The sequence below is a fragment of the Thermus sp. FJN-A genome, assembly GCF_054655095.1.
On sequence record NZ_BAAHSC010000164.1, the window covers coordinates 93,846 to 117,128 of the forward strand.

At 69.7% G+C, this 23,283-nt stretch carries 23 protein-coding genes, 1 tRNA gene and 1 riboswitch; of the genes, 14 read left to right on the top strand and 10 right to left on the bottom strand.

Annotated elements, in window-relative coordinates:
* Positions 1 to 3 precede the first annotated feature (3 nt).
* Positions 4 to 558: a lipoprotein gene (locus ACYQ0J_RS02010; protein ID WP_460170522.1), complete on the top strand. Its 555-nt coding sequence runs from the start codon at positions 4 to 6 to the stop codon at positions 556 to 558.
* Here ACYQ0J_RS02010 and mfd read toward each other — a convergent pair.
* Together mfd and ACYQ0J_RS02020 are read right to left on the bottom strand one after the other, a co-directional pair.
* A complete protein-coding gene (gene mfd, locus ACYQ0J_RS02015) occupies positions 555 to 3,491 on the bottom strand; it encodes a transcription-repair coupling factor (RefSeq protein ID WP_460170523.1) in 2,937 nt (978 codons plus the stop codon). The two genes, ACYQ0J_RS02010 and mfd, sit on opposite strands and share 4 nt — an antisense overlap.
* Before the next feature lie 25 nt (positions 3,492 to 3,516).
* Positions 3,517 to 4,353, bottom strand: coding sequence for a DegV family protein (locus tag ACYQ0J_RS02020; protein WP_460170524.1), 837 nt, complete (start codon positions 4,351 to 4,353; stop codon positions 3,517 to 3,519).
* A gap of 61 nt (positions 4,354 to 4,414) precedes the next feature.
* On the opposite strand from ACYQ0J_RS02020, the gene ACYQ0J_RS02025 reads away from it, so the two are divergent.
* The 3 genes from ACYQ0J_RS02025 to ACYQ0J_RS02035 are packed head-to-tail and all read left to right on the top strand — an operon-like array spanning position 4,415 to position 7,384.
* Positions 4,415 to 4,993, top strand: coding sequence for a pyroglutamyl-peptidase I (locus tag ACYQ0J_RS02025; protein WP_460170525.1), 579 nt, complete (start codon positions 4,415 to 4,417; stop codon positions 4,991 to 4,993).
* A complete protein-coding gene (locus tag ACYQ0J_RS02030; RefSeq protein ID WP_460170526.1) occupies positions 4,990 to 6,165 on the top strand; it encodes a lipid-A-disaccharide synthase-related protein in 1,176 nt (391 codons plus the stop codon). The genes ACYQ0J_RS02025 and ACYQ0J_RS02030 overlap by 4 nt, the downstream gene beginning before the upstream one ends.
* A 7-nt stretch (positions 6,166 to 6,172) precedes the next feature.
* Entirely contained in the window at positions 6,173 to 7,384 is a 1,212-nt protein-coding gene (locus ACYQ0J_RS02035) for a glycosyltransferase family 4 protein (protein WP_460170527.1), read from the top strand.
* Here ACYQ0J_RS02035 and ACYQ0J_RS02040 read toward each other — a convergent pair.
* Complete coding sequence (locus ACYQ0J_RS02040) at positions 7,323 to 8,006, bottom strand: glycosyltransferase family 2 protein (RefSeq protein ID WP_460170528.1); 684 nt, start codon at positions 8,004 to 8,006, stop codon at positions 7,323 to 7,325. The two genes, ACYQ0J_RS02035 and ACYQ0J_RS02040, sit on opposite strands and share 62 nt — an antisense overlap.
* A gap of 14 nt (positions 8,007 to 8,020) precedes the next feature.
* On the opposite strand from ACYQ0J_RS02040, the gene ACYQ0J_RS02045 reads away from it, so the two are divergent.
* Positions 8,021 to 9,187, top strand: a complete 1,167-nt coding sequence (locus ACYQ0J_RS02045; RefSeq protein ID WP_460170529.1) for an MFS transporter — start codon at positions 8,021 to 8,023, stop codon at positions 9,185 to 9,187.
* Positions 9,178 to 10,371: a polysaccharide deacetylase family protein gene (locus ACYQ0J_RS02050; protein WP_460170530.1), complete on the top strand. Its 1,194-nt coding sequence runs from the start codon at positions 9,178 to 9,180 to the stop codon at positions 10,369 to 10,371. Before ACYQ0J_RS02045 ends, ACYQ0J_RS02050 begins: the two co-directional genes overlap by 10 nt.
* Here the strand turns inward: ACYQ0J_RS02050 and mnmD are convergent.
* Entirely contained in the window at positions 10,268 to 10,921 is a 654-nt protein-coding gene (mnmD, locus tag ACYQ0J_RS02055; protein ID WP_460170531.1) for a tRNA (5-methylaminomethyl-2-thiouridine)(34)-methyltransferase MnmD, read from the bottom strand. The genes ACYQ0J_RS02050 and mnmD overlap by 104 nt on opposite strands.
* Before the next feature lie 20 nt (positions 10,922 to 10,941).
* On the opposite strand from mnmD, the gene ACYQ0J_RS02060 reads away from it, so the two are divergent.
* The 7 genes from ACYQ0J_RS02060 to ACYQ0J_RS02090 are packed head-to-tail and all read left to right on the top strand — an operon-like array spanning position 10,942 to position 17,600.
* On the top strand, positions 10,942 to 11,685 hold the full coding sequence (locus ACYQ0J_RS02060; protein ID WP_460170532.1) for a DUF554 domain-containing protein: 744 nt from the start codon (positions 10,942 to 10,944) through the stop codon (positions 11,683 to 11,685).
* 50 nt (positions 11,686 to 11,735) lie between these two features.
* Entirely contained in the window at positions 11,736 to 12,008 is a 273-nt protein-coding gene (gene gatC / locus ACYQ0J_RS02065; RefSeq protein ID WP_460170533.1) for an Asp-tRNA(Asn)/Glu-tRNA(Gln) amidotransferase subunit GatC, read from the top strand.
* A 2-nt stretch (positions 12,009 to 12,010) separates the two neighbouring features.
* Positions 12,011 to 13,279, top strand: a complete 1,269-nt coding sequence (gene serS, locus ACYQ0J_RS02070; protein WP_460170534.1) for a serine--tRNA ligase — start codon at positions 12,011 to 12,013, stop codon at positions 13,277 to 13,279.
* The gene (menC, locus tag ACYQ0J_RS02075; RefSeq protein ID WP_460170535.1) at positions 13,270 to 14,379 is read left to right on the top strand and encodes an o-succinylbenzoate synthase; all 1,110 of its coding nucleotides are present in this window, start codon (positions 13,270 to 13,272) and stop codon (positions 14,377 to 14,379) included. Before serS ends, menC begins: the two co-directional genes overlap by 10 nt.
* Positions 14,352 to 15,134: a GNAT family N-acetyltransferase gene (locus ACYQ0J_RS02080; RefSeq protein ID WP_460170536.1), complete on the top strand. Its 783-nt coding sequence runs from the start codon at positions 14,352 to 14,354 to the stop codon at positions 15,132 to 15,134. The genes menC and ACYQ0J_RS02080 overlap by 28 nt, the downstream gene beginning before the upstream one ends.
* Positions 15,115 to 16,224, top strand: coding sequence for an amidohydrolase family protein (locus ACYQ0J_RS02085; protein ID WP_460170537.1), 1,110 nt, complete (start codon positions 15,115 to 15,117; stop codon positions 16,222 to 16,224). The genes ACYQ0J_RS02080 and ACYQ0J_RS02085 overlap by 20 nt, the downstream gene beginning before the upstream one ends.
* Positions 16,224 to 17,600 carry a chloride channel protein gene (locus ACYQ0J_RS02090; protein ID WP_460170538.1) on the top strand — a complete coding sequence of 459 codons (1,377 nt, stop codon included), beginning with the start codon at positions 16,224 to 16,226 and terminating at the stop codon, positions 17,598 to 17,600. Before ACYQ0J_RS02085 ends, ACYQ0J_RS02090 begins: the two co-directional genes overlap by 1 nt.
* Here the strand turns inward: ACYQ0J_RS02090 and ACYQ0J_RS02095 are convergent.
* Entirely contained in the window at positions 17,488 to 18,150 is a 663-nt protein-coding gene (locus ACYQ0J_RS02095; RefSeq protein ID WP_460170539.1) for a PIG-L deacetylase family protein, read from the bottom strand. The two genes, ACYQ0J_RS02090 and ACYQ0J_RS02095, sit on opposite strands and share 113 nt — an antisense overlap.
* 59 nt (positions 18,151 to 18,209) lie before the next feature.
* On the opposite strand from ACYQ0J_RS02095, the gene aroH reads away from it, so the two are divergent.
* Positions 18,210 to 18,578 (top strand): chorismate mutase, encoded by a 369-nt coding sequence (aroH, locus tag ACYQ0J_RS02100; protein ID WP_460170540.1) that lies wholly within the window; start codon positions 18,210 to 18,212, stop codon positions 18,576 to 18,578.
* A gap of 7 nt (positions 18,579 to 18,585) precedes the next feature.
* On the opposite strand, the gene ACYQ0J_RS02105 is transcribed toward aroH, so the two are convergent.
* The 5 genes from ACYQ0J_RS02105 to ACYQ0J_RS02125 all read right to left on the bottom strand — a co-directional run bounded on the left by ACYQ0J_RS02105 (position 18,586) and on the right by ACYQ0J_RS02125 (position 22,936).
* Positions 18,586 to 20,178 carry an aldehyde dehydrogenase family protein gene (locus tag ACYQ0J_RS02105; RefSeq protein WP_460170541.1) on the bottom strand — a complete coding sequence of 531 codons (1,593 nt, stop codon included), beginning with the start codon at positions 20,176 to 20,178 and terminating at the stop codon, positions 18,586 to 18,588.
* Between the two features lie 39 nt (positions 20,179 to 20,217).
* Positions 20,218 to 20,697 (bottom strand): pantetheine-phosphate adenylyltransferase, encoded by a 480-nt coding sequence (gene coaD, locus ACYQ0J_RS02110; RefSeq protein ID WP_460170542.1) that lies wholly within the window; start codon positions 20,695 to 20,697, stop codon positions 20,218 to 20,220.
* The gene (locus ACYQ0J_RS02115) at positions 20,698 to 21,213 is read right to left on the bottom strand and encodes an RsmD family RNA methyltransferase (protein ID WP_460170543.1); all 516 of its coding nucleotides are present in this window, start codon (positions 21,211 to 21,213) and stop codon (positions 20,698 to 20,700) included.
* A gap of 115 nt (positions 21,214 to 21,328) precedes the next feature.
* Entirely contained in the window at positions 21,329 to 22,819 is a 1,491-nt protein-coding gene (locus ACYQ0J_RS02120) for a PhoU domain-containing protein (protein WP_460170544.1), read from the bottom strand.
* Between the two features lie 40 nt (positions 22,820 to 22,859).
* A tRNA-Pro gene (locus tag ACYQ0J_RS02125) sits at positions 22,860 to 22,936 on the bottom strand.
* 115 nt (positions 22,937 to 23,051) lie between these two features.
* A riboswitch (SAM riboswitch) is annotated at positions 23,052 to 23,188 on the top strand.
* The last annotated feature ends 95 nt before the right edge of the window (positions 23,189 to 23,283 follow it).

Sequence of the window (23,283 nt, forward strand, 5' to 3'; positions counted from 1 at the left end):
AGGATGAAGCGGATCCTGTTCCTGGCGAGCCTAATGCTCCTCTTGGCCGCCTGTAGCGGCCACACGGTACACCGGGTGGAGATAGACCTCCTGAGCTACGTTCCCGAGGACCATCGCTCCGGAACCCTGGACTTGGCCCAAGCAACGGTGCGGATGCCCGAGGATCCCGCGGGGCAGGAGGTAAGCGTGCCGGGGAGCGAGGCCCTCCTGGAAGGGAGCATTCGGGTGCGCGCCCGCGTGCAAAACACGGGGAGTACCCCCGCAAGCCTGGCCCTGGAGGTCCGGATGGGACCCAAGAACGACACCGACCTCTACGATGGCACGGGGGGGGATTTCCAGGCCAAAGAGGTCTCCCTGAACCTAAACCCAGGTGAGGAACAACCCCTTGCGCTAGCCCTGGACATCCAACCCGGAAGCCAAGCCCATGACCTGATCCGGTCTGGGGCTTTCCGCATCGGGGCCCGGCTCAGCCTCTCCGGGGAGCAGGTGCGCTACACCCTGGAGGAAGCCGGGATCACCCTCCGCCTTAAACTCTTCAACCTCATCCCGAGCCCTTAGCGGTCGGCGAAAAGGTAAAGGGCCTCCATGAGGGCCTCGGGGTAGTCCCGGGGCCTCAGGCCCCTCTTCTCCAGGCGGAAGCCCGGAGGGTACTGGACGAGCTCCACGCGGAAGGGAAGGTTCTTAAGCCCCCTGGCGTCGTAGTCCAAGGGCCAGTGGCCGAAGACCGCCTGCAGGTGGGTGAGGTCCTCGGTGAGGGAGAGCACCCCTTTCCTTCCCGCCACCAGGCGGAGCCGGACGAGGGCCACGAAGTTCTCCGCCTCCTCAGGGAGAGGCCCGTAGCGCTCCTTGAGCTCCCGCAAAAGCCGGGATACCTCGGCGAGGCTTTTCGCCTCGGCGAAACGGCTGTAGTAGCGGCTTCTGGCCTCGAGGCTCCCCACGTACTCCGGGGGAAGGCGGGCGGAAAGGGCCAGGTCCACGGTGACGTGGGGGCGCTCTTCCCGCACCTCCCCCTTGAGCCTCCGAATGGCCTCCTCCAAGAGCTCGGTGTAGACCTCCAGGGAGAGGGCCCGGATGTGCCCGTGCTGCTCGGGGCCCAAAAGGTTCCCCACGCCCCGGATCTCCATGTCCTTCTCCGCCAGGAGGTGGCCCGAGCCCAGATCGGAGAGGTCGGCGATGGCGGCCAGGCGCTTCTCCGCGCCCTCGGTAAGGCGAGGCGGGTGGAAGAGGTAGGCGTAGGCCTCCTCCTCCCTCCGCCCCACCCGGCCCCGGAGCTGGTACAAGGTGGCGAGGCCCAGGCGGTCCGCCCGCTCTATGAGGATGGTGTTGGCCTCGGGGATGTCCAGGCCCGCCTCGAGGATGGTGGTGGCCAAAAGCACATCGTAGGCCCCCTCGGCGAAGAGGAGCATGGTCTCCTCCACCAAGGACTCCGGCATCTGCCCGTGGACCACGCCGAAGCGGGCCTCGGGCACCAGGTTTTCCAGGTAGCGCCTCCTGGCCTCAATGGAGGCCACCCGGTCGTGGACGTAGAAGACCTTCCCCCCCCGCTCCAGCTCAAAGAGGATGGCCTCCCGCACCAAGAGGGGGTCAAAGGGGGCGAGGAAGGTCTTGATGGGCTTGCGGCCCGGGGGTGGGGTCTGGATGCTGGAGAGGTCCTTGAGGCCCACCAGGGCGGAGTAAAGGGTGCGGGGGATGGGGGTGGCGGAGAGGTAGAGGGTGTCCACGTTCTCCTTGAGCTCGCGGATCCGCTCCTTCTGGGCCACCCCGAAGCGGTGCTCCTCGTCCACGATGAGGAGGCCGAGGTCCCTAAAACGCACGTCCGGCTGGAGGAGGCGGTGGGTGCCGATGACGATGTCCACCGTCCCCTCCGCCAGGCCCCTTAGGATGGCCTCCTCCTCCTTGGGCGGGGTGAAGCGGGAGAGGACCCCCACCCTCACGGGAAGCCCTTGGAAGCGATCCCGAAACGTCTTCCCGTGCTGCTCGGCCAGGAGGGTGGTGGGCACCAGGAAGGCCACCTGGGCCCCGTGCCCCACCACCCGGTGGGCGGCCCTAAGGGCCACCTCCGTCTTGCCGAAGCCCACGTCCCCGGAGACCAAGCGGTCCATGGGGTGGGGGCTTTCCAGGTCGCGGAGCACCTCCGCCAGGGCCCGCTTCTGGTCGGGGGTGAGCTCGTAGGGGAAGCCCTTCTCCGCCAAGGGGTCCCACTCGGGCAGAGGGGGGAACGCCCGGCCCGGGGTGGCCTTGCGCTTGGCCTGAAGGACGAGGAGGCGCCCCGCGAGCTCCTCCACGTCCTTCCTCGCCCGCTCCTTGGCCCGCTGCCACTCCCCCTTGCCCAGGGAGGAGAGCTCCGGGGGGTCGTCGGTGGTGCCGGGGTGGCGCTTGAGAAGGGGAAGCTGTTCCACGGGCAGGTAAAGCCTTCCCTCCCCCTTGTAGCGCAGGACCAGGTAGTCCCGCCTCACCCCCAGGACCTCCCGGGTCTCCAGGCCCAGGTACTGGCCGATGCCGTGCTCGGGGTGGATGAGGAAGTCCCCCGGGGAAAGGGCCCCGGGATCAGAAAGCCCCTCCCCCGCCCTGAGCCTGGCCCGCGCCCCCCCGGTGGCGAAGACCAGGGCCTCGGTGAGGAGGACCCACTCACCCCACGCCACCCCCCCCTCAAAGGCCCCGGGGAGGAGGGCAAGCCTCCCCTTGGGCCCGGGAAACCGCTCCAGGACCAGGGGGGAGAAGGCGGCCAGGCGCCGCTTCAGGTAGTCCAGGGTGCGCCCGTGGCCCACGAAGAGGTGGACCCGCTTTCCCTCGGCGAGCCAGCGGGCCAGGTCCTTCTCCAGGGCCTTGAGGCTTCCCCGGTAGGGGGGAAGGGGCTTAGCGCCGAGGTCCAGGGGGGGAAGCTCCACCCCGCCCCCCAAGGCCACCAAAGGCCTCCCGGAAAGGAGCGGCCAGAGGGCCTCGGGGGCCAGGGCGGGGGTGTCCAGGTAAAGGGGGCCGGGAAAGTGGAGGATCTTTCGGGAGGTGAAGGCCTCCGCCTTGCCCGGCTTGGGCAGGAGGACGTGCCGCCTCCTCTCCTCCCCCCCCACCCGAAGCCTTTCCAGCTCCTCCCCAAAAAACTCCAGGCGCACCTCCCCGAACTCCACCACCTCCCCCAGGACCCGGTAGTCCTCGTCCCGGGCGTAGCCCAACTTGAGGAGCCGGGAGAGGAGGGCTTCCCGGGGGTAGCTCCGGCCCACCTCCAGCAAAAGCCGCCAGGCCTCGGGGTCCTCGGGGAAGGGGCCCAGGGCCTCCTCGTAGGAGAAGGCGAAGAGGGCCTTTTCCTCCAGGGCCTCGAGGCCCGGGTTCAGGTAGACCCGCACCCCGAAGGCGGAGAGGTCCCGGTAACGCCAAAGCCGGTCCTCTGGGGCCAGGAGGACGGCCGGAAGCCCCTCCTGGGCCAAGAGCCAGGCCGAGGCCACCTGGGGCAAGGCAAGCCGGTGGCCGTAAAGCTTCTCCCGGGCGATTTCCATGGGCTAAAGGCCCAAAGGCCAAAGGCTATTCTACCGCATAGGCGTGCACCGCCAAAGCCCCAAGCCCCACGTTGGCGGCGATGGTGGCCCCCGAACGGGTGATGCGGCCCCGCTCCAGGCGCAAGGCGCTTTCCAAACTCTTTTTCAAGCCTTCCAGCCACTCGCTCCGGGCGTCGGTGTGGGCGATGGTAATCCGGGCCGCGCGCCCTTTGAATTCCTCCAGCACCAGCCGGGCCAAGGCCTCGGGCACGGCGCCTTCCCGGGCCACCTTGAGGAAGCGGATGTGCCCCTTCTCAATGCGCAGGATGGGCCTCAGGCCCAGGAGGTTGCCCACCACCTCCCCAAAGCGGGGGAGCCGGCCGTTCCGGGCCAGGTGGGAGAGGTCGGCCACGCTGAAGTAGAGGCTGGAGCGCCGCATCCTTTCCAGCTCCCGCACGATCTCCGCCTCCTCCGCCCCCTGCTTCAGCATTTCCACCGCCCGGAGGACCATGGCCCCAAGCCCCGCGGACACCATCCCCGAGTCCACCACCCGGACCCGCGTGGGGGCCACCTTGAGGGCCGCCTCCCGGGCCCGCTCCACGGTCTTGGACAGCTCCCCGGAGACGTGGATGGAAAGCAGGCGGTCGTAGACCTGGAGGTGGCGCTCGTAAACCTCGGCGAAGTCCTCCACGCTGGGGGGTTCGGTCACGGGCTCAGCCCCTGCCCGCATGGCCTGGTAGAGGGCATCGGGGGCGAGCTCCTGCCAGTCCTTGTACCTGCGCCCCCCGAGGTGCACGTAAATGGGGACGAGGCCCACCGCCTCCTCCTGGAGCACCCTAGGGGTGAGATCCGCCGCGGTGTCGGTTACGAGGCCGAGTTCCACGCTCCCCATCCTATACCGGGTCAAAGAGGAACAGGGCTATAATGGCAGGCGGATTTGGCCCATGATCCTGGTCACCGGTTTTGAGCCCTTTGGCGGCCTAAAGCACAACCCCTCGGCCGCCCTCCTGCCCCTCCTCCCCGAGAGGGTGGGGGGGAGGACCCTCCACAAGGCCCTCCTCCCCGTGGATGCCCAGGCGCTTCCCGAAGCCCTGAGGGCCCTCCACGCCCTGGGGCCGGAAGCCGTCTTGCACCTAGGCCTGGCGGAGGGAAGGCCCCTGGTCACCCTGGAGCGCCTTGCGGTGAACCTGCTGGACTTCCACCGCCCCGACAACCGGGGGGTGGTGCTGGAGGATACCCCTGTGGTGCCTGGGGGGCCCCTGGCCCTCGAGGCCCGCTTCCCCATCAAGGAGGCCCTCCGCCGCCTCAAGGAGGCCGGCGTGCCCGCCCGGCAGAGCCTTTCCGCGGGGAGCTACCTTTGCAACCAGGCCTTTTACCTCTCCCTCCACCAACTTCCGCAGGAGGTCCCCGTGGGCTTCGTGCACCTTCCCCCCGACGAGTCCCTGGCCGGGGAAAGAGGGGGAGCCTACGTCCCCTTGCGCGAACAGGCGCGGGCGGTAGGCCTGCTTCTGGAGGTCCTGTGAGGCTCCTGTTCGTCTCCAACGGCCCCACCGAGGATGCCATCGGCGCACGCATCGCCGCTTCCCTGGGCCACGAAGCCAGGGCCTTACCCCTGGTGGGCCGGGGACGGGCGTACGAGGGCGTGGTCCGGGAGATCCTGGGACCGAGGAAAGAAATGCCCTCTGGTGGCTTCCTTTTCGGTAGCCTCAGAAACGCCCTCTTGGACTTGAAGGCCGGGTTCCTCTCCATGAGCCTCGCCCAGTGGCAGGCTGCTTTTTCCGCTCAGCCCGAGGCCGTGGTGGTGGTGGGAGACGCCTACGCCCTGAGCGTGGGTGCCTTGGCCGCCCGGGGAAGACCCCTTTACCACGTGAACCCCCTCGTCTCGGCCCACTATCTGGAAGGAGCCAGGCCCCTGGAGCTCCTCCTGGACTGGGGCGGAAGCGACTTCACCCCCTACGAGCGTTTTCTGCACCGGAAAGCCCGGGCGGTCTTTGTGCGGGATGAACCCAGCTTGAAGCGCCTCCGGAGCCTGGGCATCGCCCACGCCTACTGGTACGGAAGCTTCGCCCTGGACCTCCTGCCCCCACCCGAACGCGACATCACCCGTTGGGTGGGCGAAGGAGGCCTATTGGCCCTCCTGCCCGGAACCCGGGGGGACGAGGCCTTCAGCCTCCCCCTCATGCTGGAGGCGGCGCTCCACCTTCCCCTGACCCCCGCCGTGGCCTGGGCCAAAGGTTGGGAAGCCCTCCCCACCCTTCCGGGCTGGCAAGGCCAGGAGGCGGGTCCCGGCGCATTGCGCCTGGAGAAGGAGGGCAAGACCGCATGGGTCCTTCGGGATGCCTTCTCGGCCATCCTGCACCGTAGCCGCCTGGCCTTGGCCACCGCGGGCACGGCCACGGAACAAGCGGCGGGCCTTGGCATCCCCGTGGTGGCCTTCCCCACCCCGGGCCCCCAGTACACCCGGGCCTTCGCCAAGAGGCAGAAGAGGCTTCTCGGAGAAGCCCTGCACTTGGCGGAGCCTGACCCCAAGCGCGTGGCCGAGCAAGCCCTCGTCCTGCTGAGCGAAGAAGGCTTGTACCGAAGGGCCAGCCAGGCTGGTCGGGAGCGGATCGGACCCCCAGGGGGCATCCTGGGAGCGGCCCGCCACATCCAGGAGGACCTGCACCGCCTGGGACGGGTCCATGCGTTATGCTAAGCCACGCATGCGCCTCTACCGCGTAGGCCTCTTCACCGACGTCTATTTTCCCAACCCCAACGGGGTCACCACCAGCGTCTACCTTCTCCTAAGGGAACTCCGGCGCATGGGGCACGAGGCCTGGGTCCTGGCCCCGGCCCACCCCGAGGCCCCGGAGAACGAGGAAGGGGTGGTGCGCGTGCCCTCGGTGGCCTACCCCTTTTACGAGGGGCAGCAGATCGCCCTGCCCTCCGCCCGGTACCTGCCCCTGGAGTTTGAGCTCATCCACACCCACACCCCCCTCACCCTGGGGGTCTGGGGCCTGAGGATCGCCCGCAACAAAAACCTTCCCCACGTCTCCACCTTCCACACCCACTACGAGAAGTACGCCCACTACGTGCCGGGGCTGGCCATCCTGGACAAGTACACGGGCATCGTCCCCCGCCTGGCCAAGGCCTTCTACAACCGGGTGGAGGTGGTCATCGCCCCCACGGAGCCGGTGAGGCGCCTGGCGGAAAGCTACGGCATAGAGCGCCCCATCCGGGTCATCCCCACGGGGATAGACAACCGCCTCCTGGAAGAAGCACCCCTTCCCTCCCCCTCGCCCTGGCCGGAGGGCCCGCGCCGGCTCATCACCGTGGGCCGCTTGGGCAAGGAGAAGTCCTTTGACGTGGTGCTAAAGGCGGTGGCGGAGCTCGCCAAGGAGGCGGAGGTCTTCCTGGTCCACATCGGCGAGGGGCCCGAGCTCCGCCCCTTGGAGGCCTTGGCCAGGGAGCTTGGCATCGCCGAGCGGGTGCGCTTCCTGGGGCCCGTGCCCTACAGGAAGATCGGCGGCTACTACCGCATGGCGGAGCTTTTCCTCTTCGCCAGCGAGACGGAGACCCAGGGCCTGGTCATCTGGGAGGCCCAGGCCATGGGGGTCCCCGTGGTGGCGGTGGGGGCGGAAGGCGTGCTGGAGGGGGTGGAGGACGGCAAGACCGGGTACCTGGTCCCCCCCGGGGACTTCCGGGCCCTGGCGGAAAAGGCCCTGGAGCTCCTCAAGGACGAGGAGAAGCGGCGGCGCTTCAGCCTCCAGGCCCGCGCCTGGGCCCTGGAGCGCTCGGCGGAGCGGATTGCCGAGAGGGTGGTGGCCGTGTACGACGAGGCCAACGAGATCCTGAGGGCCGAGCCCAGGAGGCTCATCTTCCCTTTCCCCCGTCTTCCCCGAAGTACCCTCGAGGATCGCCCAGGAGGTTTCTAGCCTGGCGCCAGAGGAACCGCATCCACCCCCCTTTGAGCCTGCGGGCGGAGGTGAGGACGAGGGCCTCCGGGGCGTAGCGCACCGGGCCTAAGGCCTTGAGCTTCCAGCCCAAGAGCACGTCTTCCCGGGCCTCCACCGGGGGAAAGCCCCCCACCTTCAAGGCCGCCTCCTTCCGCACCATCATGTTGGCCCCGGCCAGGTTGGGCCGCCCTAAAAGGGCCATGAGGTTGAGGAAGGCCCGGTAGCCCCATTCGGAAAAGGCGGCCTCGATGGGGGAAACCCCGAAGAAGCGCAAGGGGCCGTAGACGGCCACGGCGCCCTCCGCCCTCCGGGCGAGAGCCTGGAGCCAGGCGGGCGTAGGGAGGGAATCGGCGTCGGTCATGGCCACCCACTCCCCCCGGGCGGCCAGAAGCCCCGCCTGCCTTGCATGAGCCACCCCCCTTTGGCCGCAGTAGACCACCCGCACCCCAAAGGCTTCCGCCACCTCCCGGGTGCGGTCGGTGGAGGCGTTGTCCACCACCAGGACCTCGAGGGGCGGGAGGGTCTGCGCCCGAAGCGCCTCCAGGCAGGCGGGAAGGGTGGCCTCCTCGTTGTGGGCGGGGATCACCACGCTGATGCGCACGGGTATACTCTAGCGTGTTTCGCTATCTGCCGTGGGCCAGGGAGGGGCTTTCCGTCTTCCTGCGCCTGGTCCTTGCCGTGGGCCTCATGGAGGGGGTGCGCAGCGGCTTCTTCGCCGGGCTCCTGCCCTTTTACGCCCCCGAGCACCTGGGGCTTAGCCCCGCCATCTTCACCCTGGCCTTCACCTTTCACCAGCTCTCGGAAAACCTTTCCAAGACCCTGGGGGGGCTCCTGGCGGAGCGGGTGGGCTTCGGGCGCACCGCCAGCCTGGCCGCCCTGGCCGGGTTCTTGGCCCTCTCCCTCACGCCCGGCGCCAAGGCCGCCTGGATCCTCTGGGGCCTGGCCCTCTTCTGGGGGCTTTTTATGTCCACCCTCTACCCGGGGCTCATGACCCTGGCGAGCCGGATCGCCGTACCCGGCAGGGAGGCGCGGGCCCTCTCCTTCACCTTCACCCTGGTCCTTCCCTGGGTGGGCATCGGCCTGGTGGGGGTGGGCCAGGTGGCGCAGCGGCACCCCGAGGCCGCCCTGGGCGTGCTCCTCGTGGCCCAAGGGGTGGCCCTCCTCCTAACCCTAAGCCTCTTCCGTTTCCGCATCCCCATTCCCAGGAGCGCCCGGACCCCCTACCCCTACGGCCGCCTCCTCCTCTTCTTGCCCGCGGCCTTCGGCCAAACCTTCGCCCCAGCCCTGGTTTCCCTCTTCATCCTGCGGTACGCCAAGGAAAGCCTGGGCCTCGAGCCCATCGCCTTGGGGGGCCTCCTCCTCCTGGGAGGCGGCCTGGCCTTCGGCCTCCTGCCCTTCACCGGGAGGCTGGTGGACCGAAAGGGGTACCGCCTGGCCCTGGTGGGGGGGCTCGCCCTCTTAGGCCTCGTCATGCTGCGCCTGGCCCTGGGGCCCGCCTGGGCTGAGGTCGTCCTCCTCACCTTGCTCGGAGGCCTGGGCTTCAGCCTGTTCATGCCCGGCTGGAACGGCTTCCTGGCCCGGAACCTTCCCGAGGAGAACCGGGCGGCCGTCTGGGGCGGGCTCATGACCGCAGAGGGGCTGGGGGTGGCCCTGGGGCCCGCCTTGGGGGGGGTGCTCTGGGAAGCCTTCGGGCCCCAGGCCCCTTTCCTGGCGGGCGGGGCGGTGTTCCTGGCCCTTAGCCTCCTCTACGCCCTGCTCTTTGGGAGGGGACGATGGAGCTAGCCCTGGGCCTGGCGCTCCTCCTCTACGGCCTCTCCGACCTCCTCTTCCGCTTCCTGGGCCTCGGGGCCTACGCCCACGGGAGGAGGCGGGAACCCAAGGTGGCCCTCACCTTCGACGACGGCCCCTCGGAAAGGACGGAAGCCCTCCTGGAGCTCCTCAAGAGGCACGGGGTCAAGGCCACCTTCTTCCTCACGGGGGAAAAGGCCAGGCGACGGCCCGACCTGGTGGAGGCCCTAAGGCGGGAAGGGCACCAGGTGGAGGACCACGGGGCCTACCACCAACCCCTCAAGCTCCTCCTCCCCTGGGTGGAGTGGCGGCACATGGCGCAAACCCCGGGGCGCTACTACCGCCCGCCCCACGGCCTCCACACCCCCTTCACCCGCCTCTTTGCCCGCCTTTTGGGGAAGCGCATCGCCCTATGGGACCTGGAGGGGAAGGACTGGCTGGACCTGCCCGCAGCGAAGCTCGCCGAGAGGCTCCTCTACTACCTGCGCCCCGGGTCCATCGTCCTCCTCCACGATGGGCCCAGGCGCACCCTGGAGGTCCTGGAGCTGGCCCTGCCCCGGATGCTGGAACTCGGCTACCAGCCCGTGACCCTGGATGCCCTCTCCCCCCTTCCCCTCACCCCAAGGCTTGCCCTCATCCGGGGCCTGCAGGGGTTTGAAGAGCGCTACAACGGGCGCCACAGGGTGGAGCGGGCGGGGTACGGCCCCTTTGACCTCTTCCGGGTGGAGAAGAAGCCCTTCCCCGGGCCCGATCTCCCGGGGATTCCCAAGGGCACCCCAGCCTTTGAGCTCCACCTGGAAAGCCAGAGGCTCATGGAGCTTGCCCCCTTTGAGGCGGTCCGCCACCTGCGGCGAAGCCTCGGGAAGGTGGCGGAGAAGGTGGTCGAAGACCCCGAGGTGCGCCTCGTCTACGGGTACACCTACCTGGCGGACGGGGGAAGGATCCTGGGCCTCAAGACCCTAGACCTCCCCTTCTGGCCAAGGCTCACGGCGGGCCTCGCCAGCGCCTGGTTCCTCTGGCTCTACCGCGGGGAGCTCCCCAAGGGGAAAAGGCCCCCGGCCCGGATGGCCTACCTCAGCCGGGAGGAGCTCCTTGCGCTATACCCACCGTCCACTCCCGCTTCCCCACCCCCGGCACCCGGTGGACGGCAAACCCCGCCTCCCGGAGAGCCCGCCTGAGGGCTCCCTGGGCGGAGTAGGTGGCAAGCCTCCCCCCCTGCTTTAGGCTTTGCCGGAGTTTGAGAAGGACGGGGAAGGACCAGGCCTCGGGGTTGGCCTTGGGGCTAAAGGGGTCCAGGTAGACCGCGGTGGCCCAGCGGCGGGGCAGGCGCACCTCCCGCACGTCCCCGAAGAGGAGGCGAAGCTCCCCCCAAGGGCCGAGGAAACGCTCCCTCGGCCAGGCCGAGAGGATCTCCCCGAAGACCGCCTCGGCCCCGGGAAGGGGCAAGGCGATCTGGGCTAGGACCTCCTGGGGCAAGGGCTCCCTTTCCACCGCCAGGTAGCAAAGCCGCCTCCCCCGCCTGAGGGCGCTTTCCAGGGCCACGCGGAAGTTCACCCCAAGCCCAAAGCCCACCTCCAAAACCCGGGGGGCAGGGTGGAGGTGGGTGAGGGTCCTTTCCAGGTAAAGCCTCCTCGCCTGGAGGAGGGCCCCTTGCCTGGGGTGGTAGGCCTCCCCGTAAGCGGGGTGGAAGAGGGTGGGGGTGCCGTCCGCGGTGAGGAGGCGCTCCATTCCCATTTAGAATACCCCCCATGGAACTCACCCTCCTGGACAAACTCTCGGGGACCCTGGTGAACGCCGCCACCGTGGCCTTGGGCACGGGCCTGGGCCTGGCCCTGCGGGGCAGGCTCCCCGAACGCATGGCCCGCATCATGGTTCAGGGGGTGGGGCTCACCACCCTCTTCATCGGCCTCGCCATGGCCCAGGCCCTGGGAAGGGCCAAGGGCGGGGCGGTGGACGGGGTGGTCCTGGGGCTTATGGCCCTGGTCCTCGGGGGGCTTCTCGGGGAGTGGGCCCGGATAGAGGAGGGCCTCGAGGGCCTCGGGGAGAAGATCAAGCGGGCGGTAAGGGGTGGGGGCAGCTTCACCGAGGGGTTCGTGGCGGCAAGCCTCCTCTTCTGCGTGGGCCCCATGACTCTCCTGGGCTCCATCCAGAACGGCCTCACCGGCGACCCCAGCCTCCTCCTCCTGAAGGCCACCCTGGACGGCCTTTCCGCCATCGCCCTCACCAGCTCCTTCGGGGTGGGGGTGGGGTTCAGCGTGCTGGTGATCCTCCTCTACCAAGGAGGGGTGGCCCTCCTCGCCGGAACCCTGAGCCAGGCCCTCCCCGACCCCGCCCAAGACCCCCGGGTCCTCCTGGTCACCGGGGTGGGCGGGCTCATGGTCCTGGGGGTGGGCATCAACCTCCTGGGCCTCACCAAGGTGCGGGTGGGCTCCTTCCTCCCCGCCCTCCTCCTCGCCCCCCTGGTGTGGTGGCTGGCCGACCTCCTCTCCTGAGGGCGCCCCCGCGCTTCCTGCCCGGGCCCTGGCGGCGTAGAATGACCGGCATGGAGCTTACCCCCGAGCTTCTCCGCAAGCTGGAGGGCCTGGCCAAGGTGCGGCTCTCCCCTGAGGAGGAGGCCCTTCTCCTCGAGGACCTCAAGCGCATCCTGGAGTTCGTGGATGCCCTCCCCCAGGTGGAGGAAGTCCCAGGGGAATGGGAGGGACAGGGGCGCCTGCGGGAGGACGAGCCCCGCCCCTCCCTTCCCCAGGCCGAGGCCCTCTCCGTGGCCCCCGCCCAGGAAGAGGGCTTCTTCCGCGTGCCCAGGGTGCTGGAGTAGCCATGGTGGACCTCAAACGGCTACGCCAAGAGCCCGACCTCTTCCGGGAGGCCATCCGCCTCAAGGGCATCCCCCTGGACCTGGACGAGGTCCTGGCCCTGGACCAGGAGGTGCAGGGGCTTAAGCAAAAGCTTCAGGACATCCAGACGGAACGCAACCGCATCGCCAAGCAGGTGCCCCAGGCCCCGGCGGAGGAAAGGCCCTTTCTGGTGGCCAGGGGGAAGGCCCTGGCGGAGGAGGCGAAGGCCGTGGAGGAGGCCCTGCGGGAACGGGAGGCCAGGCTTTGGGAGCTTCTCCTGCAGGTGCCCCTCCCCCCCTGGCCGGGGGCGCCCGTGGGCCCGGACGACTCGGCCAACGTGGAGATCAAGCGGGTGGGGGAGCCCAAGGCCTTCCCCTTCCCTCCCCTGGACCACGTGGCCCTCCTGGAGAAAAACGGCTGGTGGGAGCCCAGGATCAGCCAGGTCTCGGGGAGCCGGACCTACGCCCTTAAGGGGGACCTGGCCCTTTACGAACTCGCCCTCCTCCGCTTCGCCATGGACTTCATGGTGAAGAAGGGCTTCGTCCCCATGACCCTCCCCTCCTACGCCCGGGAGGCGGCCTTCATCGGCACCGGCCACTTTCCCGCCGCCCGGGACCAGGTGTGGCCCATCGCGGGCACCGACCTCTACCTCACGGGGACCGCGGAGGTGGTGCTGAACGCCTTGCACATGGGGGAGGTCCTGAGGGCGGAGGAGCTTCCCAAGCGCTATGCGGGCTACGCCCCCGCCTTCCGCTCCGAGGCGGGGAGCTTCGGCAAGGACGTGCGGGGCCTCATGCGGGTGCACCAGTTCCACAAGGTGGAGCAGTACGTCATGACCGAGGCCAGCCTCGAGGCCTCCGACCGGGCCTTCCAGGAGATCCTGGAGAACGCTGAGGCGATCCTAAGGCTCCTGGAACTCCCCTACCGCCTGCTGGAGGTCTCCACCGGGGACATGGGGCCGGGCAAGTGGCGCCAGGTGGACCTCGAGGTCTGGGTCCCCTCCGAGGGACGCTACCGGGAAACCCACTCCGCCTCCGCCCTCCTGGACTGGCAGGCCCGGCGGACGGGCCTCCGCTACCGGGACGGGGAGGGCAAGGTGCGCTACGCCTACACCCTGAACAACACCGCCTTGGCCACCCCGAGGATCCTGGTGATGCTCCTGGAAAACCACCAGCTCCCGGACGGCCGGGTGCGGGTGCCCGAGGCCCTGGTGCCCTACCTGGGCAAGGAGGTGCTGGAGCCGTGCGGATAGAGGCCGCAGAGCTTAGGATTTTGGAGCTCCCCCTGAAGTTCCGCTTTGAGACCAGCTTCGGGGTGCAGACCAAGAGGACCATCCTCCTCTTAAGGCTCTTCGGGGAAGGCCTCGAGGGCCTGGGGGAAGGGGTGATGGAGCGGCTTCCCCTCTACCGGGAGGAGACGGTGGCGGGGGCCCGCTACCTCCTGGAGGAGGTCTTCCTGCCCCGGGTCCTGGGGGGGGACTTTCCCAACCCCGAGGCCCTCCGGGAAGCCCTTGCGCCCTTCCGGGGCAACCCCATGGCCAAGGCGGTGTTGGAGATGGCCTTCTGGGACCTCTACGCCAAGGGCCTGGGGAAGCCCCTCTGGCAGGTCCTGGGGGGGGTGCGGCAGGCGGTGGAGGTGGGGGTTTCCCTGGGCATCCAGCCCTCGGTGGAGGAAACCCTCAAGGTGGTGGAGAGACACCTGGGGGAGGGCTACCGCCGCATCAAGCTCAAGATCAAGCCGGGCTGGGACTACGAGGTCCTGAAGGCGGTGCGAGGGGCCTTCCCCGAGGCCACCCTCACCGCCGACGCCAACAGCGCCTACAGCCTAGCGGACCTCGCCCGGCTTAGGCGCCTGGACGAACTCCACCTGGACTACATAGAGCAGCCCCTGGGCTACGACGACCTCCTGGACCACGCCAAGCTCCAGCGGGAGCTTTCCACCCCCATCTGCCTGGACGAGAGCCTCACCGGGGCGGAGAAGGCCAGGAAGGCCATTGAGCTTGGGGCGGGCCGGGTCTTCAACGTCAAGCCCGCCCGCCTGGGCGGGCACGGGGAAAGCCTCAAGGTCCACGCCCTGGCCCAAAGCGCGGGGATCCCCCTGTGGATGGGGGGAATGCTGGAGGCGGGGGTGGGGCGGGCCCACAACCTCCACCTGGCGACCCTTCCCGGCTTCACCAAGCCCGGGGACGTGAGTTCGGCCAGCCGCTACTGGAAGGAGGACATCGTGGAGGAGGCCCTGGAGGCCAAAGAGGGCCTCATGCCCGTGCCCGAGGGCCTGGGCATCGGGGTGCACCTGAAGCTTTCCTTCGTGGAGCGGATCACCCTATGGCAGAGGTACGTGTCCGCGAGCTAAAGGGCCCCGAGGAGATGGAAAAGGTGGTGGAGCTCCAGCGCCAGGTCTGGGGGCGGGCGGAAAGCGACCTGGTGCCCCGGGGCCTCCTCATCGCCGTGCAGGACGAAGGGGGACTGGTGGCGGGGGCCTTCGCGGGAGGGGAGATGGTGGGCTTCGTCTTCGGCTTTCCCACAAAAGACCCCACCCTGCAGCACTCCCACATGCTGGGGGTGCTGGAGGCTTACAGGGGCACGGGGGCTGCCCTCCTCCTGAAGCGGTTCCAGCGGGACTGGTGCCTCGCCCGGGGCATCCGGAAGGTGGTCTGGACCTTTGACCCCTTAAGGGGCCCCAACGCCAACTTCAACCTGAGGAAGCTCGGGGCCACCGCCCGCACCTACCTGGTGGACCACTACGGGCCCATGACGGGCATCAACGCGGGGGCCCCCTCGGACCGGCTTTTGGCGGAGTGGGAGCTCCTCTCCGAAAGGGTCTACGCCCGCATCTACGACCCCCCCGGGGAGCCCGAGGTGGCGGGGCTACCCCAGGCCAACCGGGTGGAGGGGGAGGTGCCGGTGGAGGCGAGGCTGGACCTGGAGGCAGGGCGTCTCCTCTTCCAGATCCCCGAGGACTGGGGCAAGATCCTCCGGGAAGACCAGGACCTGGCCCGGCGCTGGCGGGAACACAGCCGCCTGGTCCTCGGCCACTACTTCGCCCGGGGGTACCGGGCCCTGGACTTCGCCCGCGGGCCCAACCGCTATGTTCTGGCTAAGGACTGAGCTCTGGACGGCCGAGGTGGTGTACACCGGCTTCGGCACCCCTATGCTCCGCGGGGCCATCGCCGTGCAGGGCCAGCACGTGGTGGGCCAGGGGAGCCTGGAGGAGTTAAGGGGCCGCTTTCCCGGGGCGGAGGTGGTCCACAAGGGGAAGGCCCTCTTCCCGCCCCCGGTGAACGCCCACACCCACCTGGACCTCTCCCTGGTGCCCCTGTACCAGGGGCCCTTTGCCCGCTTCATCCCCCACGTGGTGGCCCACCGGGAGAAGCGGGGGCTGGTGGGGGCCAAGCGAGGGCTGGAGGAGCTCTTGGCCTCGGGGGCGGGGGCCTTCGCGGACATCGTCTTCGAGGAGGAGGTCATGGACTTCCTCCTCCGGGAAAGCCCCTTGCCGGGCGTGGCCTACTACGAGGTCTTCGCCCCCGACCCCTCCCTCGCCCAGGAGGTCTTTGAGGCCGTGCGGCGGAAGGTGGAGGCCTGGCGCCGGTATGAGGGCCGGGTGAAGGTGGGGCTTTCCCCCCACGCCCCCTATTCCGTGAGCCCCCCCCTCATGAGGAGGCTCGCGGCGTGGGCCCAAGCCGAGGGCATCCCCCTCATGGTCCACGCGGGGGAAAGCCCCGAGGAGGTGGCCTTCCTCCTTCGCGGGGAAGGCCCCTTGGCCGAGGTCCACCGCCGGTTCAGCGCCAGGCCCTGGGAGCCCCCGGGCCTCACCCCCGTGCGCTACCTGCACGCCCTGGGGGTTCTGGGCCCCACCACCACCTTGGTGCACGGGGTCCAGGTGGACGAGGAGGAGGCCAGGCTCCTGGCGGAAACCGGCACCAAGGTGGTCCTCTGCCCCCGGTCCAACGCGAACCTGGAGGTGGGGGAGGCGCCCCTCGCCCTCTACGCCAAGCACGGGGTGGAACTCGCCCTGGGCACGGACTCCAGGGCCAGTAGCCCCGACCTGGACGTGAAAAACGAGGCCCTCTTCCTCTGGGGCAAGGCCGACCCCCGCCTCCTGGTGCGGGCCCTCACCCGGGGAGGGTACCGGGCCTTAGGCCTCTCCACCCCCCGGCTTGCCCGGGGCACCCCCTTGGCTCTGGTACACTCCCTCTGATGCGGCCGCTTGGCAGGGGCTCCCAGCGCACCCTTCCCCCCCTCTGGGACGAGGAGGTGCGCCAGACCGGACCCCTCATCCTCTACAGCGCCTTCACCGGGGCCGTGGCGGGGCTCTTGCTGGCCCTCTTGAACGCCCTGTTGCGGGCCCTCACCCAGGCCTTTGGCCTCTTTTTCGGCTACCTGGTGCCGGAGGCCCCGGGCGAGGGGGGCTTGGCCCAGGCCTTCACCGGGCCCAGCTTCGCCCTCCTGGCCTTCCTCCTCCCCCCCCTTTTCGCCCTGACCAGCCTCCTGGGCACCGGCCAGGGGCTTTCCGCCCTCCTCCGGCGGGTGCGGGAGGGCCAGGCCCCGCCCCCCTGGGCGCACCCCCGGGCGGTGGCCGGGGGCACCTTGCAGCTCGCCCTCTACTCCCCCATGGGCCGGGAGGGCCCCTTCGGGGTGCTAGGCCTCTGGCTGGGCACGGCCCTGGACCGCCGCTTTCCCCGGCTGGGAGGGGGGTTGGCCTTCGCCGGCCTGGCCGCGGGCCTCGGGGTAAGCCTCCACGCCCCCGTGGCCGGGGCCCTTCTGGCCACGGAGATCCTTTACCGGAGCCTTCTCCTCGAGGCCCGGGCCCTCACCCCGGCCCTCATCGGGGCCCTTTCCGGCTTCGCCGTGTACGGGGCCTTCTACGGGTACACCCCCCTCCTCCCCTTCGCGGTGCGGATGGACCTGGAGGCCTTGCCCGCCGGGGCGCTCCTCGGCCTCGTGGCCGCCGCCCTGGCCACCTTGTGGACCGAAGGGGCGAGGCTTCTGGAAGGGCGCCTCCGCCCCCTGCCCTTCCCCTGGCGCCACGGCCTCTTGGGCCTGGCCCTGGCCTTGGCCCTTCTCCTCCTCCCCGAGGCCCTGGGGAGCGGCCTGGGTTGGGTGGCGGTGGCCACCACGCCCCTCCTGCCCCCAGGGGCCATCCTCTCCCTGCTTTTGGCCAAGCTCCTCCTCCTGGTCCTGGCCGCGGGGGTGCGGGCCTACGGGGGCCCCTTTACCCCGGCCCTGGTCCTGGGGGGGCTTTTGGGCGCCTTCCTGGCCCACTTCCCCGGTCCCTTCACCCTGCCCCCGGAGGCCTTGGCCCTGGCGGGGGGGGCCGCCCTCCTGGCGGGGGTGGCCCGCGCCCCCTTCGCCGCCACCGTGCTGGCCGCGGAGTGGGGAGGGTACGCCACCCTGCCCCTGGTCCTCCCCGCCGTGGTCCTGGCCTACGTCCTCACCCCCGCTCCCGACCCGGAGGAGGGGCTCAGGGAAGAAGGGGCCAGGCCGGGGGCGAGTCCGTCTGAAACGCCTCGGCAAAGCGAACCCCCGCCTCCCGGCCCAGAAGCCGCCGGCGGGCGCGAAACTCCTCCAGGGTGAAGGGCCAGCGGTAGAAGGCCTGGTAAAAGCTGAAGACCGCCTCCGCCACCTCCTGCGTCCCCGTGGTGTCCACGTAGACCCAAGGGCGGGCCAGGTCGCGGCGCGGGTAGTGGTAAAGGCGAACAGGCCGCCGGTGGGCCTCCCCCACCAGCTTGGGGATGCGGCAAAGCTTCAAGGCGGAAAGGACGGCTTGGTGGGTGGCCCGGTGGTCGGGGTGGACGTCCAGGGGGTCCCAGGTGATCAGGGCATCGGGCTTGAACTCGGCCATGAGCCGGGCCAGGGCCAGGGCCTCCTCCCGGCCCCCGGTGAGCAGGGTGTCCTGGAAGGGCAGGAAGCGGTGCTCAGCCCCGATGAGCCCCGCCACGTGGGCCCCGTGCCCTTCCCGGATCCGGGCCACCTCCTCGGGAGGGGTGTCCCCGAACTGGCTGGCGAGCTCTCCCCGGGTCATCCAGACCAGCATCACCCGGTCCCCTTTCCGGGCGTGAAGGGCCAGGGTGCCGGCGGCGCCGATCTCATCGTCGGGATGGGCGAAGACCGCCAGAAGGTTCATGGGGGCTAGTCTACCCGCCTTGCCCCCAGGGGGGAAACCCCTTAGCATGGGGCCTAACTATGGTCAGGGGCATCAGGGGCGCCATCACCGTGGAGGAGGACAGCCCAGAGGCCATCCACCAGGCCACCCGGGAGCTTCTCCTGAAGATGCTGGAGGCGAACGGCATACAAAGCTACGGGGAGCTCGCCGCCATCATCTTCACCGTCACCGAAGACCTCACCTCCGCCTTCCCCGCCGAGGCCGCCCGGCAGATCGGCATGCACCGGGTGCCCCTCCTCTCCGCCCGGGAGGTGCCGGTGCCGGGAAGCCTGCCCCGGGTGATCCGGGTCCTGGCCCTCTGGAACACCGACACCCCCCAGGACCGGGTGCGCCACGTGTACCTCAAGGAGGCGGTGAAGCTCCGGCCCGACCTGGAAAGCGCCCAATAGCGGGGCCTCACATCCCCAGGACCCGCCCCCAGTCGGTGGCCGCCTTGGGGCTCACGTAGCCCGTGTCCATCTGGGCCAGCTGGAGCCTGCCGGAGTACTCCTCGTTCACCGCGTGCCAGTAGGTGTACTCCTCCAGAACCCAGATCCCCGACTCCCGGGCCCCGTTGCCGCTGGCCTTCACCCCGCCAAAGGGCAGATGGGCCTCGGCCCCCACGGTGGTGTTGTTGATGCTGGTCATGCCGGCCCGGATGCCCACCTTGAAGAGGTAGGCCCAGTGGCGGTGGTTGGTGTAGATGGCGCTGGAGAGGCCGTAGGGGGTGCTGTTGGCCACCTCGATGGCCTCCTCTATGCCGTCCACCTTCACCAGGTTGATGGTGGGGCCGAAGATCTCCTCGGCGAACTGCCGCATCCCGGGCCGGGCCTCCCAGACCGTGGGCCAGCCGAAAAGCCCCGCCTCGGGGTCCCCCAGGAAGTGGGGGTAAGGGTTCTCCCGGGTGATGCGCCCCCGGCCGAAGAGGAGCCTGGCCCCGTCCTCCTCCCCCCAGGCGTAATGCTCCTGCCAGCGCTGGAAGAGCCGCTCGTTGAGGAAGGGCCCGTAGGTGACCTCCGGGTGGAGGAGGGGGTTGCCCACCAGGGTCGCCTCCGTGCGCTCCAAGAAGCGGCGCTTGAACTCCTCGTAGATGGGGGCGTCCACCAGGATGTTCCCCGCGGAGGTGCACCGCTGCCCTCCCGTGGCGAAGGCGCTCCACCAGGCCCCCTCCACGGCGAGGTCCAGGTCGGCGTCCCGCATGACCACCAGGGGGTTCTTGCCCCCGAGCTCCAGGGTGGGCCGGATCAGGTTCCGCCCCGCCACCTCACCGATCCAGCGCCCCACCTTGGTGGAGCCGGTGAAGGCGAACTTCTGGAGGAGGCCCTCGTCCATGAGCTCCACCAGCCACTGCCCCGTGGAGTCCTTGCCGCCCCCAAAGACCACGTTGATGACCCCGGGGGGCAGGCCCGCCTCCTCAAAGAGCTTCACGAAGAGGTAGGAGAGGGTGGGGGAATCATCGGAGGGCTTCCAGACCACCGTGTTCCCCGCCAGCACCGCGGGGACCAGCTTCCAGCTGGGCACGGCGATGGGGAAGTTGCCGGCGGTGATCATGCCCACCACCCCCAGGGGGCGACGGAAGGTGAAGAGCTCCTTGTCCCGCATCTCGCTGGGCACGGTCTGGCCGTAGAGCCTCCGCCCCTCGGAGGCGAAGAAGAGGGCGGTGTCAATGGCCTCCTGCACGTCTCCGCCCGCCTCCTTGGGGGTCTTCCCCACCTCCCGCACCATGAGGCGGGTCAGGGTGGGCTTTTCCCGTTCCAGGATCTTGACCAGGTTGAAGAGGACCTGACCCCGCACGGGGGCCGGGGTGCGGCTCCACTCGCGGAAGGCCTCCTGGGCCTTGCGGGCCGCCTTGCGTAGGGTCTCCTTGGTGCCCTCGGGGAAGCGGGCCACCAGGTCCTCCCGGTCCGAGGGGTTGCGCCGCTCCAGGGGCTCGCCCTCAAAGACCTCCTCGCCCCCGATAAGGTGGCCGAACTCCAAGGCGTTGCCGTACTTGCTGGGGAAAGCCTTCATGGTGACCTCCGTGGGGCATTTTACCCGGAGGAGGGGGCGCTAGCCGAACTTGGCCTTCAGGGCCCGGAGCGTGGCCGGGGGCACCAGCTTGGACACATCCCCCCCGTAGCGGGCGATCTCCTTGACCATGGTGCTGGAGACGAAGGCGTACCGGGTGGCGGCCAGGATGAAGAGGGTTTCCAGCCCGGGGAGGAGCTGGCGGTTCAGGTGGGCCATCTGCAGCTCGTACTCGTAGTCGGAAACCGCCCGCAGGCCCTTGACGATGGCCTGGGCCCCCACCCGCCTCACGAAGTCCACCAGGAGGCCGGAAAAGGTGTGGGCCTCCACGTTGGGCAGGTGGGCCGTGGCCTCGCGGATGATGTCCAAGCGCTCCTGGGCGCTGAAGAGGTACTGGCCCCGCTTGTTGGGGTTCTCCAGCACGGCCACGGTGACCCTGGAGAAGAGGCGGCTCGCCCGCTGGATCACGTCCAGGTGGCCGTTGGTGAGGGGGTCAAAGCTTCCCGGGTAGACCACGTGCATCTAGACCTCCACCAAGGTGAGGGCGTTTTCCCCGTAAACCCGGCGCTCCCCGAAGGGAAGGTGCAGGTCCTTGGGGTGCTGGAGGACGCAAAGCCCCCCTTTTTCCACCAAGCCGCTTTCCAGGAGGGCCTGGAAGGCGGACACCAGGTCCGTGGGGTAAGGCGGGGCCATGAAGGCCACGGTGTAGCGCTCCCCCCGGGCCTTGGCCTCGAGGAGGAAGGCCTCCACGGGCAGGGGGACGATGCGCACCCTGAGCCCCGTTCGGCGGGCGTTCTCCTTGAGGAGGGCCACCGCCTCCCGGTCCTTCTCCACCAGGGTGGCCTCCCACCCTTCGCTGGCCGCCTCGAGGCCCACCGCCCCGCTTCCCGCATAGAGGTCCAGGAAACGGCCCCTCTTCGGGTAGCGGAGGCGGAGGTAGTCAAAGAGGGCCTTCCGGAGGCGCACGGGGGAGGGCCTGGCCGAGGCGGGCACCTTCAGGGGCACCCCCTTGGCCTTGCCGCCCAGGATCCTCACCACGCCCCTTAGCTTATACCCTTTCTTCCCGTTTTCCCCGCCCTGCGGGGTCCCGAAAGCTCCGCCCCAGGCCCCTTACCCGGGCCCCCACGCTGGCCCAAGCCGGCATGGGGTGGTATTAAAGCTCCAGCACCAGGCGGCAAAGCCTCTCCACCCCGCCATTTAGCTCCTCCAGGGTGATGAGGAGGTCCAGGTGGGCCAAGGTGGTGGCCCGGCTCTCGGGGCGCCCCCCCTCGAGGCGGGCCAGGTGGGCCCGGCGCAGGCGGTCCAGGAACTCCGCCATCCTAGGGCCCTCCCCAAGCACCTCCTGGGCCAGGGCCTTCTCCCCGATGGCGAGGGCCGCCGCCATGCGCTCCATCCGGCCCAGGAGGCGCCTGGCCGCCTCCAGGAGGTCCTCCTTGCCCTCCTGGCTGAAGGTGAGCCCCTGGGCCCAGAGCTTCTCCGCCTGCCGCACCACCCGGCGCACCAGGTCCCCCAGGTGCTCAAGCTCCGAGGCGGCCACGAAAAAGCGCACCGCCCGCTCGTCCTGGGTGCGGGTGGAAAGCTCCGCGGTGTAGAGGACCACTTCCCGGGTGAGGCGGTCCACCTTTTCCTCCAGGGCCTCCAGCTCCACCTCCCCGCCCTCCTCCTGGCTCAGGATGCGCACCGCCTTGGCCAGCATGTTCCGCACCGCATCCGCCACCCGGCCCAGCTCCCGCCGCACCAGGGCGTGGGCCAGGGAAGGGGTCTCCAAGGCCTCCCGGGAGAGGTACTTGGGGCTCACCGTGCGCTTGGGGAATAGGCGCGCCGAAAGGCCCTCGTACCCCCCCGCCAGAAAGGGAAAGGCCAAGGCGTAGACCAGGTGGCTGGCCGCGTGGAGCCCCACCACCCCGAGGCCCTGCAGCCAGGGGAGGAGCAAAAGAAAGGGAAGGGAGAAGGCAAGGCGGTGCAGGAAAAGGGCCGCCCCCAGGGCCACCGCCTCCCGCCTCCCCGTGAGGGCGGCCACAAAGAGGGCCCCCGAGACCCCCACCCCCGCCCCCAGGGCCAGGGCCATGCCGCCCAAAGGCCCCAGGGCGGGCAGAAGGGCCAGGGCCAGGGCCGCCACCCCGTTGGCCGTCCCCAGGAGGAAGGCCAGGAGGAGGCCCACCCCGTACCAAAAGGCCCCGGACAGGTGGAGCCCGGCGAGGAGGGGGGAAAGCCCCCCCGCCTCCCGGCCCATCCCCAGAAAGCCCAGGAAGAGCAGACCCAGGCCCAGGAGGAGGAGGCTCAGGCGCCGCGTTCCCTGGAGCAAGAAAAGGGGGAGGCCGAGGGCCAAGAAGAGCTGGGCGAGCCCCTCTTGGGCCAGGGCCACCACCCCCACCCAGGCGGTGGCCCCGGCGGTGGCCGCCAGGGCGAGGAGGGCCGCCTGGCCGAAGGGGAGAACCCCCCCTTCCAGGAGGGCCAGGGCCAGGAGGGACAGGCCGGTTCCGCTCCCGGAAAGAAGCCCCAAGAGAAGGCCCGTCCCCAGAAGCCCCCAGGGACGCCCCAAGGTTCGGGAGAGCAGGTAGCGCCTGCCCTTAAGGGCGGAAAGCCCCTCGGCGATAAGGTGGAGGCCCAAGAGGAAGAGGGCCATCCCGGCCAAAAAGCCCATGCCATGCAGTATACGAAAGCCGGCCTCGAGGCCGGCCTTCTGGTCGGGGAGACTGGATTTGAACCAGCGACCCCCTCGTCCCGAACGAGGTGCGCTACCGGGCTGCGCTACTCCCCGTAGCGGATGCCAGTATAGGGCATGGCCGGGCAAAGGTCAAAGGGGTTGACGCCCCCTTCGTTTTTCCCTACACTGGCTCCTAACCGCGCCGGGGCGCGGCGAAAACCAGCCCGTTCTCTTATCCAGAGCGGTGGAGGGTACGGCCCTGTGAAACCGCGGCAACCTCCCGCCCCTTCCGTTGCATGGCCGGATGCGGGCGGGGCTGGTGCCAAGGCCGGCCCGGGCGGGGGAAACGCCCGGGGACGATAAGAGAGGGGGTAAGCGCCACGCCCAACCCCTTCTTGGCGAGAGAACGGTCTTGCCGGGAAGGGGCTTTTTATGGCCCCTTCCAAGCCCAAGCGCCCCAG